Raw genomic sequence first — 17,112 nt, forward strand, 5'->3', positions numbered from 1 at the left:
CGTAACGCAAAAAAAATTAAAAAATATATGAGCTGTAATAGTTGCTCTTCAGATATAAATAGTACGCCTAAAGGTTGTAAAAGTAACGGTAATTGTGCTACTGATAGTTGTGAAAAACTAACAGTGTTTGATTGGTTAGCCAACATGTCTCTTCCGTCAGGTCAAGAGCCTGAAACCATTGTGGAGGTGCGGTTTAAAAATGGTAGAAAACACTTTTACCATAATCAAGATAAATTACAACTTTCTATAGGTGATATTGTTGCTGTTGAAGGAAATCCCGGACATGACATAGGTACTGTTTCTCTAACCGGAGAATTGATTAAAGTGCAAATGAAGAAAAAAGGAGTTGCTCCTGATAGTGAAGATGTCAAAAAAATATACCGTAAAGCAAGCCAAAAAGATATAGATATTTGGAAAGCTGCGCGTAGCAAAGAATACGATACGCAGTACCGAGGACGCGAAATTTTAAGTCGTTTAGGTTTGAAAATGAAGTTGTCTGATGTTGAATATCAGGGTGATGGAAATAAAGCGACGTTTTATTATACAGCTGATGATCGGGTAGATTTTAGACAGTTAATTCGTGATTTGGCAAGTGCATTTAGTATTCGTGTTGAAATGAAACAAGTAGGGCTGCGTCAAGAAGCCGCTCGTTTAGGAGGTGTAGGTTCTTGTGGTAGAGAATTGTGTTGTTCAACTTGGTTGACAGATTTGCGAAAAGTAAATACAACCGCTGCACGTTACCAACAATTATCTTTAAATCCGCAAAAATTAGCGGGTCAATGTGGTAAATTAAAGTGTTGTTTAAATTATGAATTAGATACCTATTTAGACGCCTTAAATGGTTTTCCACGACAAGATATTGTGTTGAGAACTGAAAAAGGAAATGCTTCTTTTGTGAAAATGGATATTTTTAAAGGCTTACTTTGGTACACTTATATTGAGAATCGTAGTAAGTGGTATAAATTAACTTTAGAACAAGTTCAAGAAATTATAGCTTTAAATAAAAATCAAGAAAAAATTGCTTCTTTAGAAGAATATGAAGATGATTTAATTGAAGAAGTAAAAGCTGATTTTGAAAATGTTGTTGGGCAAGATAGCTTGACACGATTTGATGCGCCTAAACGCACGAATAAGCGTAGAAATAAGAAGAGAAAACCCCAAGGTAACAGTGAAAATAAGCCAAATCAACCAGCAGGGCAAAAGCCACGAAAAGCAGGCCCAAAAAAGCAAGGTGTAAATCCAAATAAGCCAAGCCAGCCAGGAGTTCAAAATCAAAATAAGCCAAAACCGAAACCAAAGCCAAGAAATCAGCAACAAAAACCGGTTCCGAATAAAAATCAACAACCAAAAGCTGAAGGAGCTGAGCAAAAACCTGTTCAAAAAACAGGGAACAATAAAAACAGGAATAAAAGAAGAAGACCACCTAAAAAAAGAGAGAATAATGCAAACGATGCATAAATATTTCTTGTTATTATTTGGAACTTTACTACTTTTTTCTTGTGATTCAGGTATGGTTTATGATGAATATCAATCAATAGACAACAGTAAATGGGCTTCCGAAAATAAAATTGAATTTATTGTTTCTAATACAGATACTATTTCTTCAAAAAATGTGTTTATAACAATAAGAAATAATAAAAATTACGAATTCAGTTCTTTATTTTTAATAGCTAAAATAGAATTTCCAAAAGGCTTGCGAGTGGTTGATACTTTAGAGTATGAAATGGCTGATGCACAAGGAAAATGGTTGGGTTCTGGTTTTACTGATGTGAAGGAAAACAAGCTTTTTTATAAAGAAAATGTGGTTTTTACAGAAAAAGGCGATTATAAATTTAGTATTCAACATGCTACAAGAAGTATTCATGATATTGAAGGTGAAAATCCTTTAAATGGAATTACAGATGTAGGTTTAAGTATCGAAAAAGTAAACTAATGGCGAAAGCAACAACAACAAAAACAACTTCTAATTTTTCAAAATATATTAAATGGTTTTGGATTGCCATTTTAGGAGGAACGTTCTCTATTGTATTTATATTTTTATTAGCTTCTTGGGGGGCTTTTGGAACCTTACCTTCTTTTGAAGAGTTGGAAAATCCAGAGCATAATTTAGCTACAGAAGTAATTTCAATTGACGGGAAAACATTAGGTAAATATGCGTTTGAGAACCGTACACCTGTTCAATTTAAAGATTTACCAGCCAATTTAATTGAAGCGTTAGTTGCTACTGAAGATGAGCGTTTTTACGAGCATTCAGGTATCGATTTTAAAGCAACTGCCAGAGCCGTTGCTAAAATGGGTAAAGATGGTGGTGGAAGTACCATTACACAACAATTGGCTAAATTATTATTTCACGGTGAAGGTTCAAAAAACATTGTACAAAGGGTACTTCAAAAAGTAAAAGAATATGTCATTGCTATTCAATTAGAACGTCAATATACCAAGCAAGAAATTTTAACAATGTACCTAAATAAGTACGATTTTATAAATCTTGCGGTTGGAATTCGTTCTGCAGCGCGTATTTATTTTGGAAAAGAACCTATAGAATTAACAGTGGCTGAGTCTGCAATGTTGGTTGGAATGCTTAAAAACGCATCGCTTTACAATCCAATTCGAAGACCAGAAATGGTAACACAACGAAGAAATGTGGTGCTAAAGCAAATGGAAAAGAACGAGTTTATTTCTACACAAGTAAAAGATTCGTTACAACAAACCGATTTAGGATTAGACTTACATAGAGAAGGACATAGCGATGGTACTGCAACTTATTTTAGAGAGTATTTACGTGACTTTATGAAAGGATGGATTAAGAACAATCCAAAACCAGATGGTACCAATTATAACTTACATAGAGACGGATTGAAGATTTATGTAACGCTAGATTCTCGTATGCAAAAATATGCCGAAGAGGCTATGAATGAGCATATGTCTAATTTACAACGGGTATTTGACAAAGAACAAAAAAGAAATAGAACAGCTCCTTTTTACGATATAGATAAAAAACAAATAGCCGTAACTATGTCTCAGGCTATGAAGCGTTCTAACCGTTGGAAAAGGATGAAGAAAAATGGTGCTTCGGAAAAAGAAATTCGCGCTTCTTTTAATGAAAAAACAGAAATGAAAATTTTCTCTTGGAAAGGAGAAATTGACACTATTTTATCGCCAAAAGATTCCATTTTATATTACAAACAAATATTAAGATCTGGGTTAATGTCGGTTGAACCACAAACAGGTCACGTAAAAGCGTGGGTTGGAGGTTTTAACTACAAACATTTTCAATTTGACGCTGTAAAACAACAAAAACGTCAGGTAGGTTCTACCTTTAAACCTTTTGTATATGCTTCTGCAATCAATCAATTAAAATTGTCTCCTTGTTTTAAATTACCAAATACACCCTATACTATTCCGAAGGAAAAATACGGAATGCCAGAAGATTGGACTCCAAAAAATGCAGATGATACATATGGAGGAGAGTTAACCTTGAAACAAGCGCTGGCAGGATCTGTAAATGTAGTAACCGCCAATTTAATTGACCGTGTAAATCCAAAAACAGTAGTTGCTTTGGCAAAAAGTGCGGGTATTAAAAGTAAAATACCTGAAGTGCCTGCGATAGCTTTAGGTTCTGTAGATTTATCGTTGTATGAAATGGTGGGTGCATACGCAACATTTGCCAATAAAGGTTTACAAATTGAACCAATGATGCTGTTAAAAATTGAAGATAAAAACGGAACTGTTTTAGAGCAATTTGTACCAAATTCAAAAGAGGTTTTAAGTGAAGAATCAGCCTATGTGATTATTAATTTATTAGAAGGTGTAACGCAAGGTGGTTCTGGTATTCGTTTAAGAACCAAATGGGGAAAATATCCAGACAATGTTGCAACGGGTTATCCTTATCAATTTACAAATCCAATAGCGGGTAAAACAGGTACAACTCAAAATCAGTCCGATGGTTGGTTTATGGGAATTGTTCCAAATTTAGCTACTGGAGTTTGGGTTGGTGGTGAAGACAGAGCAACGCATTTTAAAAGTATTACGCAAGGTCAGGGAGCTACTATGGCTTTACCAATTTGGGCCTTGTATTATAAAAAATTATATGCAGATCCTGAATTAACAGTGAGCCAAGAAGCGTTTGAAAAACCTGAAAATTTAAGTATTCAGATAGATTGTGATGAAACTTCTGAAGAAGATGAAACCGTTGAAGCATTGATAGAAGAAGTTGACGAATTTTAAATAGAAATGACGCATAAGCCCTATTGGAAACCATCTAAAGAAACCATAGAAAAAAGCAACATTTATAAAATGATGCAACAACATGGTTTTGATAAGTATGATGATTTTTGGAAATGGTCTGTTAGGGGAAAAAAACTTTTTTGGACTGAAACGGTTCAAAATTTAGGCATACAATTTCAAGAAAAATATACCGCTATTTTAAATACTTCGGAAGGAGTAGAAAACGCAAAATGGCTTTACAATTCAAAATTGAATATAGTAGATGCTTGTTTTCAGAATGAAAAAAATTCGATAGCTATTATTTACCAAAATGAAGGTGGTGAACTTCGAAAAATAACGCAACAACAATTATTGAATTTAGTAAACCAAATTGCCAATGGTTTTATTGAAATAGGTTTAAAAACGGGTGACCGAATAGCCATTGATATGCCAATGACGGTTGAAGCCGTTGCTATTTATTTAGCAGGTATTAAAGCAGGAATGCCCATTGTAACTGTTGCTGATAGTTTTACAGCAAATGAAATTGAAGTTCGTTTTAAAATTACCAATCCTACAATAGTTTTTACGCAAGATGTTATCCATAGAAATGGTAAAGAATTGCCGTTGTATGCAAAATTAGTGGAGGCAAATGCTCCAAAAACAATTGTCATAAAAACTTCCGAAGAGAAAAATAACTTAAGAGAGATAGATTGCTATTGGGCAGCTTTTTTAAGTGATAAAACAACTTTTGAAACCGTAATTCAGCAACCAGATGACATTATTACCATTTTGTTTTCATCGGGTACAACAGGAGTGCCAAAAGCAATACCTTGGACACATACAACACCCATAAAATGTGCAAGTGATGGTTATTATCATCAAGATATTCATACAAATGATGTGGTTTGTTGGCCAACAAATTTAGGTTGGATGATGGGGCCTTGGTTGGTATTTGCAACACTTATAAATAAAGCGACAATTGCCTTGTATAATGGAGTTCCAATGGGTGAAGATTTTGGAGCATTTGTTCAAAATGCAAACGTAACCATGTTGGGGGTTATTCCTAGTTTTGTAAAGCACTGGAAAAATTCAGGTTGTATGGAGCAGTTTAACTGGGACAATATAAAATGTTTTAGTTCAACGGGTGAAGTTTCCAATCCAACTGAAATGGAATATTTAATGCAATTGGCAAATAATAAACCTGTAATTGAATATTGTGGAGGTACTGAAATTGGAGGTGGTTATGTAACAAGTACTGTGGTTCAACCTAATATTGCAAGTACCTTTTCAACCCAAGCATTAGGTGGTGAATTTGTATTATTGAACGAAGCTAATGAGCTTTCTAATAAAGGAGAGTTATTTTTAATTCCGCCAATAGTAGGCTTGTCAACGAACTTGTTAAATAGAGATCATTTTGAAGTGTATTACAAAGATACGCCAACTTATGAAGGTAAGTTATTGCGCAGACACGGAGATGCTTTAGAGCGACTAGAAAACGGTTATTACAAAGCACAAGGACGTGTAGATGATGCGATGAATTTAGGCGGAATAAAAGTAAGTTCTATACAAATTGAAGCGGTTCTAAATCAATTAGACTTTATTAAAGAAGCCGTTGCAATAGCAGTTGAACCAAAAGGTGGTGGCCCTAGTAATTTAGTGGTTTTTTATGTTGAAAATGATTCAGAATTAACACTAGAAGAAAAATTATTGCAAACAAAAAAGAGTATTCAACAACAATTAAATCCGCTTTTTAAAGTTTCAGACTTAGTGAAGATTGACGAAATACCAAGAACGGCATCAAATAAAGTGATGCGAAGAAAATTAAGAGAATTATATCAAGGTAATTGATAAAAAATAATTTGAATATACGGCGGCTGAGCGGAGTCGAAGCCATTAAATAGTTGAATAAATAGTTTATAAAATAAGACCAATTACCAGATACTAAAGAGAAACAAATGAAAATAATATCATACAACGTAAACGGAATTAGAGCAGCCTTAAAAAAAGGTTTTATAGAATGGTTAGAAGCGGCAGATCCTGATGTGATTTGCATTCAAGAAACCAAAGCACATAAAGAGCAATTAGATTTAAGTTTATTTGAAGAAGCTGGTTACCCATTTCATTATTGGTTTTCAGCTCAGAAAAAAGGATACAGCAGTGTGGCCATTTTATCTAAAATAAAACCAAATCACGTAGAGTATGGCACAGGAATTGAGTCGATGGACTTCGAAGGTCGAAATTTACGTGTAGATTTTGATGAGGTATCGGTCATGAGTTTGTATTTACCTTCAGGAACCAATGACGCTCGTTTAAATTTTAAGCTGAATTATATGACCGAATTTCAGGAGTATGTGAATGAGTTGAGAAAGGAAATTCCAAATATTGTTATTTGTGGAGATTACAATATTTGTCATGAAGAAATTGACATTCACAACCCTAAAATGAAAGGGATTTCAGGATTTTTACCTATTGAACGTGAGTGGATTGGAAGTTTTATTGATAGCGGATTTATTGATTCATTTCGTCATTTAAATAAAGAACCAAATCATTACAGCTGGTGGAGTTATAGAGCAAATGCACGTAACAATAACAAAGGCTGGAGAATAGATTACAATATGGTTAGTGAGCCATTGAAAGATAAAATTAATAGGGCCTATATTTTACCTGAAGCAAAACATTCAGACCATTGCCCTATTGTAGTTGAAATTGAATAATAAAAAATAAAATCCCTAATATGTTAAAAAAAACAGCACTTTTATTCGTTATAGCATTTACATTAAATGCCTGTGTATCAAAAAAAGTATACCAAGATTTAGAGTCTAAATACAATAAATTACGCTCTTCAAACTCACAATTAATTGAAGAAAAAGATAATTTATTAGCAACTAAAAAATCGTTAGAAGATGAGTTGCTAAAATTGAACAAAGATTTTAATGAACTTTCTGCACAAAAAGCACAATTGGAAAATGATTTAGAAGCATTGCAACACAAATACACTAATTTAGACGAATCGTATCAGGCTTTATCGGCTCAAAGTTCAAAAAAGTTAGCCGAGCAATCTCAAAAAAATCAAGAGTTGTTAGCGCAGTTAGAAGAAAAAGAAAGGATATTAGCAGCTGAAAGTTTGCGTTTAGAAAATCTTCAAAACGAATTAAATCAACGATCAGAGCAAATTGAAGAATTGCAACGTTTAATCAATGCAAAAGAAGCACAAATGCAACAATTAAAAGATGCGATTTCAAGTGCATTGCATAATTTTGAAGGAAAAGGATTAACGGTAGAACATAAAAACGGGAAAATTTATGTGTCTATGGAAAACAAATTATTGTTCAATTCTGGAAGTTGGGCAGTAGGTTCAGAAGGTAAAAAAGCGGTAGAGCAATTGGCTAGTGTGTTGGCTGAAAATTCTGATATAAATGTATTGATTGAAGGACATACAGATAATGTGCCTTACAACGGATCAACAATTTCTGATAACTGGGATTTATCTGTAAAACGTGCAACTGCAATTGTTCGAATTTTAGAAAATAAAAAGGTGAATCCTACGCAAATTACAGCAGCAGGAAGAAGTGAATATGCACCTGTTGATACTAATGAAACAAATGAAGGGAAAGCAAAAAATAGAAGAATTGAAATTATTTTAGCGCCAAATTTAGACGAAATTTCAAAGCTTTTAAACGAATAATAGTTAAATGAAAAACATACTAATAATACTTTTATTAGTAGTTACAGGTGTCGGGTTTTCTCAAACAGAATCCGACACTTTAGCTATTGATACCATACAAACTATTGAGGAAAGAACTATTGAAGATGCTAAAGAATTATTTTCTTCGGGAGACAGTTTACTTTTAAAAACACCTGATTCACTCTTATTCAAACTACATAAAGAAGCAACACTAATTGATAGCTTATGGTTGAATGAGTTAATTAAATCTCCACTGTATGATACTATTCCATATGTATTGCAGCCCGATGAAAAATTAGTAACCGAATTAGAAGAACTTCCAACGGAATTATTAAAAGAGCGTTTATTGGAATTAGATAGCAAAACGCCATTTCATATTGAATACAATAAAAACTTAGAGCAAGTTATAAGAACGTATTTAAAAAGACGAAAATCATCTTTTTCAGTATTGATGGAACGCGCACGTTATTATTTTCCCATGTTTGAAGAGCAATTAGATAAATATGATGTTCCGTTAGAAATAAAATATTTAGCCATTGTTGAATCGGCTTTAAAACCAAGAGCACGTTCACGTGTTGGCGCTACTGGTTTATGGCAGTTTATGTACCAAACAGGAAAGCAATTCGATTTAAATGTAAGTTCGTATGTTGATGAACGTTCTGATCCGTACAGAGCAACGGAGGCTGCTTGTAAATACTTGTCAAGTTTATATAAAATTTTTGGTGATTGGGATTTGGCTTTAGCCGCTTATAATTCAGGACCTGGAAATGTAAGTAAAGCTATTAGAAGATCGGGTGGCAGTAAAAATTATTGGAATATTCGTCATAATTTACCACGTGAAACAGCTGGTTATGTGCCTGCTTTTTACGCAACACTATATATTTTTGAATATGCTGAAGAACACAATATTAAGGCTAAAGAAAATGCGCTTGCCTATTTTGAGACAGATACAGTTCAAATAAAAGGGCAACTAACTTTTGAGCAAATTTATGAAACTTTAAATGTTGATATTGAAGTGCTTCAATTTTTAAATCCTCAATATAAATTAGATATTATTCCATTTAAAAAAGGTAAAAATTATACATTGACCTTACCAGTAAAGGATATAGGAACTTTTGTGAGTAATGAACAGCTAATTTACAATTACGCTAAAGCTGAAGAATCCAAGCGAGAAAAGCCTTTACCTGCATATGTTGAAATGAATGATCGCATTGTATACCGAGTAAAAAGTGGTGATTATTTAGGGAAAATTGCTGAAAAGTATGGCGTATCTGTGAGTAGTATTAAGCGTTGGAATAATATGAGAAGTACAAGCCTTAGTGTTGGTCAACGTTTGTCAATTTATCCAAAAAAAATGAATGCTACTCCTGTGAAAACAACACCGTCAACAACAGCGAAAAAAGAACTTCCAACGGGTGGGTTTACAGTGTATAAAGTACAATCAGGAGATTCACTTTGGTTAATTGCACAAAAGTTTCCTAAAGTTTCCGTTCAAAATATTAAGGATTGGAATGATATTTGGAAGGTTAAAAGTTTACAACCCGGAACTGAATTAAAAATTTATAATAAATAAGAGCAAATGAAAAAACTAGGAATTCTTTTAATGATAATCACACTTTTTGTTTCCTGTGATAAAGGAAATCAAAAAAAAACGTTTAAAGAAGCGAATGGTCGCATTAACAATTTATTAATTGTAATGAAAAATAGCGAATGGGCTGGTGAAATTGGTGATGAATTACGCAAAATTATTGCAGAACCTGTGGTAGGTTTGCCTCAGCCTGAAGCGCAATTTGAAGTTACACAAGTGCCTTTAGATAATTTTAGCTCTATGTTTAAAGCTACAAGAAGTATTTTAAATGTTGGTATTACTGGTGAAGACTCTTTTACTGTAGCGTCTGAAGTATACGCTTCACCTCAAAAAATAATTACAATTACTGGCAAAACCAAAGAGGGTTTAATAAACGAAATTAAAAAAAATAGTCAGAAAATAATTACCATTTTTAAAAGTGCCGACCTAGAATCTGTAAGAAGGCGTATCTTAAAACAATATTGGAATCCTGAAAATATTGAGACATTTGAAAAGCAAGGCTATAACTTAACCATACCACGTAATTATAAGAAAGTTGAAGATAACGGAGAGTTTGTTTGGTATAGATACCATTTAAATGGTGGTAACAGCATGGAGTTATTTGCATACAGTGTACCAATTACTTCAGAAGATGATGAAAACGGAAATAATATTGTTGCCATTAGAAATGCTTTTGGTAAAAAAAATATTCCCGGTCAAATTGAAGATTCTTATATGATTACTGAAGAAGCATATACGCCGCATATTTTTGAAGTTGAAGTAGATGGTAAAAAAGCCTTTGAAGCCAGAGGTAAATGGGAAGTTAAAAATGTATATATGGCAGGACCCTTTTTAAGTTACTCAGTAGTTGATAAGAAAAATAACCGTATTGTAGTGGTTGAAGGTTTAACCTTTGCTCCAGGAATTAACAAGCGCGATTATATGTTTGAACTAGAAGCTATATTGAAGACTTTAAAGATTGAATAGTTAAATTTAAAGTATTTAAAAAAGGGTGTTTTCATTTAAATGAAAACACCCTTTTTTTATGCCTTTTTGTTTCTGATAGGCAGATTTTTTAACTGTTTTTAAAACCTAGTTCATTGATGAAATAACCCAGTTCATTGATTTTATTTCTTTATAAACCTTAATCCTAGTTTCTTTACTTCACAATGAAACAACAAATAGCACAAATCGTAAATAACTTAGATCCTATTTCTTTAAACGAAATGGATGGAGTTTCATTAATGAAAAGAACCGACACAAAATTTATAATACATCAACAACAATTAATTGAAGTATTAAAAACGATTACCAATCAATATAAAGTTCTTGAAATTAATAAAAATAGATTGCTTACCTATTCATCATTATACTTTGACACTGAAAATAAAAAATTTTATCACGATCACCATAATGGTAAAGTAAATAGAACTAAAGTAAGAATGAGAAAATATATGGAATCTAATAGCTGTTTTCTTGAAATTAAACAAAAAGACGGTAAAGGAAAAACCACTAAATCTAGAATTCAAATAAAAGATTTTGAAACAGAACTATCACAAAATCTTGTAGAATTCATTAATAGTAAAACTTCAGAAAAATTCAACCTTAAACCAAGTATATGGAACAAATTTGACCGAATTACACTGGTAAACAAACATGCTATGGAACGACTTACCATCGATTTAAATCTAGAATTCAACATGGAGACTTCTTCAAAATCTTATAAGAATCTGGCAATTATTGAAGTAAAACAACAACGTTTTGACCGTACTTCACCAGTAGTAAAATCACTAAAAAAAATTGGTATAAACCCTTACAGCATGAGTAAATATTGCATTGGAATGACCAACATATATCCTGAATTAAAATACAATAGATTCAAAAGAAAAATAATAAAAATTAATAAAATAACAGCTTAAAACCAACACCCAATGGAATTCTTAGACATCCCCTTTTTTGATGATGATTTTTTTAAAATGATCTTTAGATTTACACTTAATTTTATATTCCTAACCGTTATCATTCGGTTTATATATTACCCAGATTCTAAAAGAAAAGATTACGTTTTCACCTATTATTTAATAAGTATCATTGTATTTTTCTTGTGCTTTACCCTTAAAAAATACGAAATGGATATTGGAATGGCACTGGGGCTTTTTGCAATTTTCGGAATCATTCGTTACCGAACAAATCCAGTTGACATTAAAGAAATGACCTATTTATTTGTAGTTATAGGTGTATCTATCATCAACTCATTAGCAAATAAAAAAATGAGTTATGCTGAAATTCTTACAGCCAATGCCGTTATTATTTTTGTTCTACTATTCATTGAAAAATACTGGGCTTTAAAACAAGTAGTTTCCAAATCGGTAATCTATGAAAACATTCAGAATATAAAACCTGAAAATTACCACCTTTTAAAAGACGATCTTGAAAAAAGAACAGGTTTAGAAATTAACAAAGTAAAAATTGGAGATGTAGATTTTTTAAAAGATACAGCCAAGGTAACTATCTTCTATTTTAATTAAACCCTTCAAAAATGAACAAAAAAACAGCACTTATAGCATTGGTTTTAACCCTTTTATTTTTCCAGAAAAACTATGCGCAAGAAGAAGACCTAAATGATTGGGAAAGTTGGAATTCAATAGGAATAAAATACAAATTAAACAAAAAATGGACCTTTGAATTAGAGCAACATGTTCGCTTAAAAGAAAACATTTCAGAGATAGACAAATACTTTACAGAGTTAGGTGCAAAATATAGTATTACCAAACAATTTAAAGTTGGCGCTGCTGCCAGATACATTTCTAAAAATGATAACACTGGAAATATTCAAGGCTATGAAGACTATTTTAGATTTCATTTAGACGCAATATACAAACATGAAATTCAGGATTTTACGTTAGAATACAGACTGAGATATCAAAATAAAAATGAATTAGGTGTAAGCTCTTCAGAAGGAGATTATGCCAATCAACATCTTCGTTTTAAAGCAAGCGTTGGTTATAATATTAAGAACTGGAAATTAGATCCAGAAGCCTCTGCTGAACTATTTAATCATTTTGAAAAAGGAGAAACAAACGGTTTTGACAAGTATAGAGTTACTATTGGAACCGAATACAACATGAAAAAATACGGAAAAGTTAAATTATACTATCGATACAAAAAGCAGCTAAATGAAACCTTTCCTGAAACCAAAAATATTATAGGGCTAAAATACACCTACACCATTAAAAAATAAATAAAATCAGTTGACAAAACAAACAGACTAAAACCTGTCATTCTGAATTTATTTCAGAATTTCATCATATACATATAATCAAATTTACTCACAGATAATGGCTATTAATAAAACCAATTGGTAGATAAAATAAGCTAGTTCATTGATTCCTTTTTCATGAAAAAAGTAAAACAAGTTATTTTGAATATTATTAAACACCTATTAAATTAAGAATCTTATGAAAAACCCACGTATTAAAATTTCAATCCTACTGTTCATAGCATCAGTATTTCTATTTATAAATTGTTCTAATGATGATGTTAGTACAAACGACTCAACAGACGATACAACAAATGAAACAGGAACAACTCCAGTTCTTGATGATTCTGATTTTGTTGCAACCGATTGGACTACGGAAACACACAGTAAAGATGCCGACCCTAATTTTACCGAAGTTTTTAGCAACACTGAAGTAAAACGATTAGATTTTGTTATTTCAGAAGCAAACTGGAATGTAATGTTAAACGATATGACCAATTTATACGGAACTTTTGGTGGTTCAAGTAACGGTTCTGGTGGTGGTCCTGGTGCGGGTGGCGGAACAAGTTTTTCTGATGAAGACCCTGTTTTTGTGCCAGGATCCGTTTTTTACAATGGTAAAGAATGGTATAAAGTAGGTTTGCGCTTCAAAGGAAACTCTAGCTTAAAAAGTTCTTGGGAATCAGGAACCTTAAAATTAGCTTTTAAATTAGATTTTGATGAATATGAAGATGATTATCCACAAATAAAAAATCAACGTTTTTATGGCTTTAAAAAGTTTAGCTTAAAAAATAATTATGCTGACAAATCTATGCTTAGAGAAAAAGTAGCTGCTGAAGTATTTAAAAACGCTGGTTTAGCAGTTTCAAATACGGCATTTTATACTTTGTATGTTGACCACGGAAATGGACCAGAATATTTTGGATTGTACACTTTGGTTGAAGAAGTTGATAATACGGTAATTAAAACTCAATTTTCTAGTAATGATGGTAACTTATACAAGCCCGAAGATTATGGATCAAGCTTTGCTTACGGAACTTTTAATGAAGATGGTTTTGAGAAAAAAACCAATGAAGATGAAGCAGACTGGACGGATATTAAAAATTTATTTACAGCCTTACATGCAACTACAAGAACAAGCGACCCAGCAACTTGGAGAACTAATTTAGAAGCCGTTTTAGATGTAGATAATTTTTTAAATTATTTAGCGGTAAACACGATTGTACAAAACTGGGATACCTACGGAAGAATGGAGCACAATTATTATTTATACAACAACCCAGATAACAACTTATTAACTTGGATTCCTTGGGATAATAATGAAGCGTTACAAGACGGAAAAAGAGAAGGTTCGTTAAACTTAAACTTCTCCGATCTTAGTAGTGACGATTGGCCATTAATTGAATATTTATACGAAGATGAGGTTTACAAAGCGAAGTACAACACTTATGTAAAAACAACAATTGACGGACCTTTTGAAACAAGTTCTATACAAGGCATTTACGATACCTACTCAAATTTAGTTGAACCTTATGCAACTACTGAAATACCTGGTTATACATTTTTAAATAGTAGTAGCGATTTTTATTCAGCAATCTCAACGCTTAAATCACATGCGTCAAGCCGTTCAACGGCTGTTCAAAACTATTTAGATTAGTTTAGTTTTAATATCTTTGTTTGTACTGCTTATTTTTTGGTATAAACAAAGATATTTTTTTGTTAAAATATAGATATGCTAGTAACACATAAAAAATGAAACTTATAAAAAAACATTACAATTTCACCTCTTTTGAACCTTTTATAATTATTGCTTTTTGGGCATTATTATTTACCTCTCCATTATTATTTGGACGCTTTGAAGAACAAATTGATTGGAACCACATTACGATAGTTTGGCTTAAATATGTACCACTATTGGCCGTTTTTTTTATAAACCGATTTGTTTTATTACCAAAATTATTTTTTGCGAAAAAAAAAGGCATTTACTTTATTGCTACAGGCTTAATTATAGTACTAACAACCTTAGCTTTTTATACTTTTGACAACAATTCTGGGCAATTACAACAAAATAATAGACCTGAAAGAGTTGAACGTTTTGATGCTCCAGAACCGCCACCAAGATTTTCAGAAAATAGACCGCCACCAAACAGGCAAAGACCTATAGGACCTAAACCAATTCCTGCATATGCTAATTTTTTAATTCTTGCATTTTTACTGGTTGGTTTTGATACTGGTCTACAAATATCCATGCGTTGGGCAAATTTGGAACAAGAAAAATTCAAACTTCAAAAGGAAAATGTAGAAAATCAATTGGCATTTTTAAAAAATCAAGTGAGTCCGCATTTTTTTATGAATACTTTAAATAACATTCATGCACTGGTTGATATAGATACTGAAGAAGCAAAAAATGCCATTATAAAATTATCAAATTTAATGCGTCATTTATTGTATGATTCCGAAGGGAAAACAAATCCTATTAAAAAAGAAATTGAATTTATTGAAAGTTATATTGAATTAATGCGCCTTCGTTTTAGCAATAAAGTTAAAATTAAGGTTGAAATTCCTTCAACAATACCCGATAAATCAATTCCTCCGTTACTGTTTACTTCCTTATTAGAAAATGCTTTTAAACACGGAATTAGTTACAAATCTGAATCTTTTATACATGTTTCTCTTTCTTTTACCGAAAAGAATTTGAATTTTGAAATTGAAAATAGTAATCATCCAAAAGTTGCTGAAGAAGCTTCTGGAATTGGCATAGAAAACACCAAAAAAAGATTAGATTTACTTTATAAAGACACGTATTCTTTTAATGTTATGGAAAACGAACAAACATTTAAGGTTCATTTAAATTTACCCATATGATTAAATGCATTGCCATAGACGACGAGCCTTTAGCTTTAAAACAAATTGAAAGCTATATACATAAAACACCTTTTTTAAAGCTTTTGGAAAGTTTTGAAAGTCCGCTTGAAGCAATTTCATATTTGCAAGAAACGGATGTGGCGCTTATGTTTGTTGATATAAATATGCCCGATTTAAATGGATTAGATTTTGTAAAATCGTTAGAAAATCCACCAAAAATAATTTTCACAACCGCTTATAGCGAATATGCTGTTGAAGGATTTAGAGTTGATGCCATTGATTATTTATTGAAACCTATTGATTATGCAACCTTTTTAAAAGCATCAAATAAAGCAAAATCTTGGTTTGATGTTCACGAAAAACAACCCGAACAACTACAAAGCAATGAAGATTTTTTATTCATTAAATCTGAATACAAAATAGTTCGTATAAAACTTGATGATATTAGATATATTGAAGGTATGCGTGAATATATTCGCATTCATTTAACCAATGAAAAACCAATTATGACGCTTTTAAGTATGAAGGCAATGGAAGCACAATTAGCTAACAAAAACTTTATGCGCGTACACCGATCTTATATTGTGAATTTGAACAAAATTACCACTATTGAACGCAACAGAATTGTTTTTGATAAAGTGTACATTCCGGTAAGCGACCTATACAAAGAGAAATTTCAACAATTTGTTGAAGGCAATTTTTTATCTTAATTACATTTTTTGTGGCTAAACTAGCGTAAAGCCACAAATTAATATCATATATAAATTAGAAACCTGTAAACAAACCAACGTTTGAGTAATCCCAAGCTCTATCATCAGTTAATATCCATTGAGAACTTACAGGATCTTCACCTTTAGATGTTACCCAATCTGTTGTAGGCTCTTTTGTATCTGATTTTCTCCAAAAAGTTCTATTCCGAACGTTTGTTTCACCTGCAACTGTCCAGTTAAAATTATTTCTTGAACTACTAGAACCTGAAGCTGTAATTCTAGCAACATTTGGATCACCAAAAACATCAATTATAGAATATGCTGTTCCACTTAAAGTGTATGCGCCTTCAGTATCTTTTTTCAATAAGGCAATAGCACTATTTCCACTTAACTGAAGCGGAATACTCGCATTGGCATTGGCAGAGCTTGTTGTTCCCCACTCAATATCACTTGGTACTTTTGTGGCATTGGCTATTGGTGAAGCTATTACATAAGCTGTATTTGCTTCTAACAATGCATCAAAAAGTAAAAAATTATTTTCATCAGAGAAATCCCAATCTGTTAAAGTGTCTTCATCAAAAACAGCATGATAGCCAATGGCATATTCCGATAAGTCTACCACGTCAGGTGTTCCGTTGTACAATTCAACATAATGGTTTCTATCTCCATCATCGGTGTTTACACCTGTTGAAATTTCTGAAATAATCATATCTGAGATACCAACCTCTGGTGGAATAATAGGTTCGTCAAAGCTAATTTCAGAAGAGCACCCTATTGCAAATACTATTGCAAATAATCCTATATATAATTTATTTTTCAT

15 protein-coding genes are annotated in these 17,112 nt (G+C 32.1%); 14 read left to right on the forward strand and 1 reads right to left on the reverse strand.

The annotated features are described in order from the left end of the window. Positions 1–27 precede the first annotated feature (27 nt). From ricT to CHB67_RS03515, 14 genes are all read left to right on the forward strand, one after another. Positions 28–1,458 carry a regulatory iron-sulfur-containing complex subunit RicT gene (gene ricT / locus CHB67_RS03450; protein WP_089380357.1) on the forward strand — a complete coding sequence of 477 codons (1,431 nt, stop codon included), beginning with the start codon at positions 28–30 and terminating at the stop codon, positions 1,456–1,458. Beyond that, the gene (locus CHB67_RS03455) at positions 1,442–1,933 is read left to right on the forward strand and encodes a gliding motility lipoprotein GldH (protein WP_245813410.1); all 492 of its coding nucleotides are present in this window, start codon (positions 1,442–1,444) and stop codon (positions 1,931–1,933) included. The genes ricT and CHB67_RS03455 overlap by 17 nt, the downstream gene beginning before the upstream one ends. After that, entirely contained in the window at positions 1,933–4,227 is a 2,295-nt protein-coding gene (locus tag CHB67_RS03460; RefSeq protein ID WP_089380359.1) for a penicillin-binding protein 1A, read from the forward strand. The genes CHB67_RS03455 and CHB67_RS03460 overlap by 1 nt, the downstream gene beginning before the upstream one ends. Before the next feature lie 6 nt (positions 4,228–4,233). Then, positions 4,234–6,054, forward strand: a complete 1,821-nt coding sequence (locus tag CHB67_RS03465; protein ID WP_089380360.1) for an AMP-binding protein — start codon at positions 4,234–4,236, stop codon at positions 6,052–6,054. Positions 6,055–6,161: 107 nt separating this feature from the next. Continuing rightward, a complete protein-coding gene (locus CHB67_RS03470) occupies positions 6,162–6,920 on the forward strand; it encodes an exodeoxyribonuclease III (RefSeq protein WP_089380361.1) in 759 nt (252 codons plus the stop codon). 20 nt (positions 6,921–6,940) lie between these two features. Then, positions 6,941–7,891: an OmpA family protein gene (locus CHB67_RS03475; protein WP_089380362.1), complete on the forward strand. Its 951-nt coding sequence runs from the start codon at positions 6,941–6,943 to the stop codon at positions 7,889–7,891. Positions 7,892–7,898: 7 nt separating this feature from the next. Beyond that, a complete protein-coding gene (locus CHB67_RS03480) occupies positions 7,899–9,464 on the forward strand; it encodes a lytic transglycosylase domain-containing protein (protein WP_089380363.1) in 1,566 nt (521 codons plus the stop codon). Between the two features lie 6 nt (positions 9,465–9,470). Further along, positions 9,471–10,445, forward strand: a complete 975-nt coding sequence (locus tag CHB67_RS03485) for a DUF4837 family protein (RefSeq protein WP_089380364.1) — start codon at positions 9,471–9,473, stop codon at positions 10,443–10,445. A gap of 182 nt (positions 10,446–10,627) precedes the next feature. Beyond that, entirely contained in the window at positions 10,628–11,377 is a 750-nt protein-coding gene (locus tag CHB67_RS03490) for a polyphosphate polymerase domain-containing protein (RefSeq protein WP_089380365.1), read from the forward strand. Positions 11,378–11,389: 12 nt separating this feature from the next. Beyond that, entirely contained in the window at positions 11,390–11,986 is a 597-nt protein-coding gene (locus CHB67_RS03495; RefSeq protein WP_089380366.1) for a DUF4956 domain-containing protein, read from the forward strand. A gap of 11 nt (positions 11,987–11,997) precedes the next feature. Further along, positions 11,998–12,699 carry a DUF2490 domain-containing protein gene (locus tag CHB67_RS03500; protein ID WP_089380367.1) on the forward strand — a complete coding sequence of 234 codons (702 nt, stop codon included), beginning with the start codon at positions 11,998–12,000 and terminating at the stop codon, positions 12,697–12,699. A 217-nt stretch (positions 12,700–12,916) separates the two neighbouring features. Further along, on the forward strand, positions 12,917–14,374 hold the full coding sequence (locus CHB67_RS03505; protein WP_089380368.1) for a CotH kinase family protein: 1,458 nt from the start codon (positions 12,917–12,919) through the stop codon (positions 14,372–14,374). 95 nt (positions 14,375–14,469) lie between these two features. Beyond that, entirely contained in the window at positions 14,470–15,582 is a 1,113-nt protein-coding gene (locus tag CHB67_RS03510) for a sensor histidine kinase (RefSeq protein WP_089380369.1), read from the forward strand. Continuing rightward, entirely contained in the window at positions 15,579–16,292 is a 714-nt protein-coding gene (locus CHB67_RS03515; RefSeq protein ID WP_089380370.1) for a LytR/AlgR family response regulator transcription factor, read from the forward strand. Before CHB67_RS03510 ends, CHB67_RS03515 begins: the two co-directional genes overlap by 4 nt. A gap of 55 nt (positions 16,293–16,347) precedes the next feature. Here CHB67_RS03515 and CHB67_RS03520 read toward each other — a convergent pair whose 3' ends face one another. Next, positions 16,348–17,112, reverse strand: a complete 765-nt coding sequence (locus CHB67_RS03520) for a lamin tail domain-containing protein (RefSeq protein WP_176461203.1) — start codon at positions 17,110–17,112, stop codon at positions 16,348–16,350.

The sequence above is a fragment of the Lutibacter agarilyticus genome (genome assembly GCF_900188235.1).
GTDB lineage: Bacteria > Bacteroidota > Bacteroidia > Flavobacteriales > Flavobacteriaceae > Lutibacter > Lutibacter agarilyticus.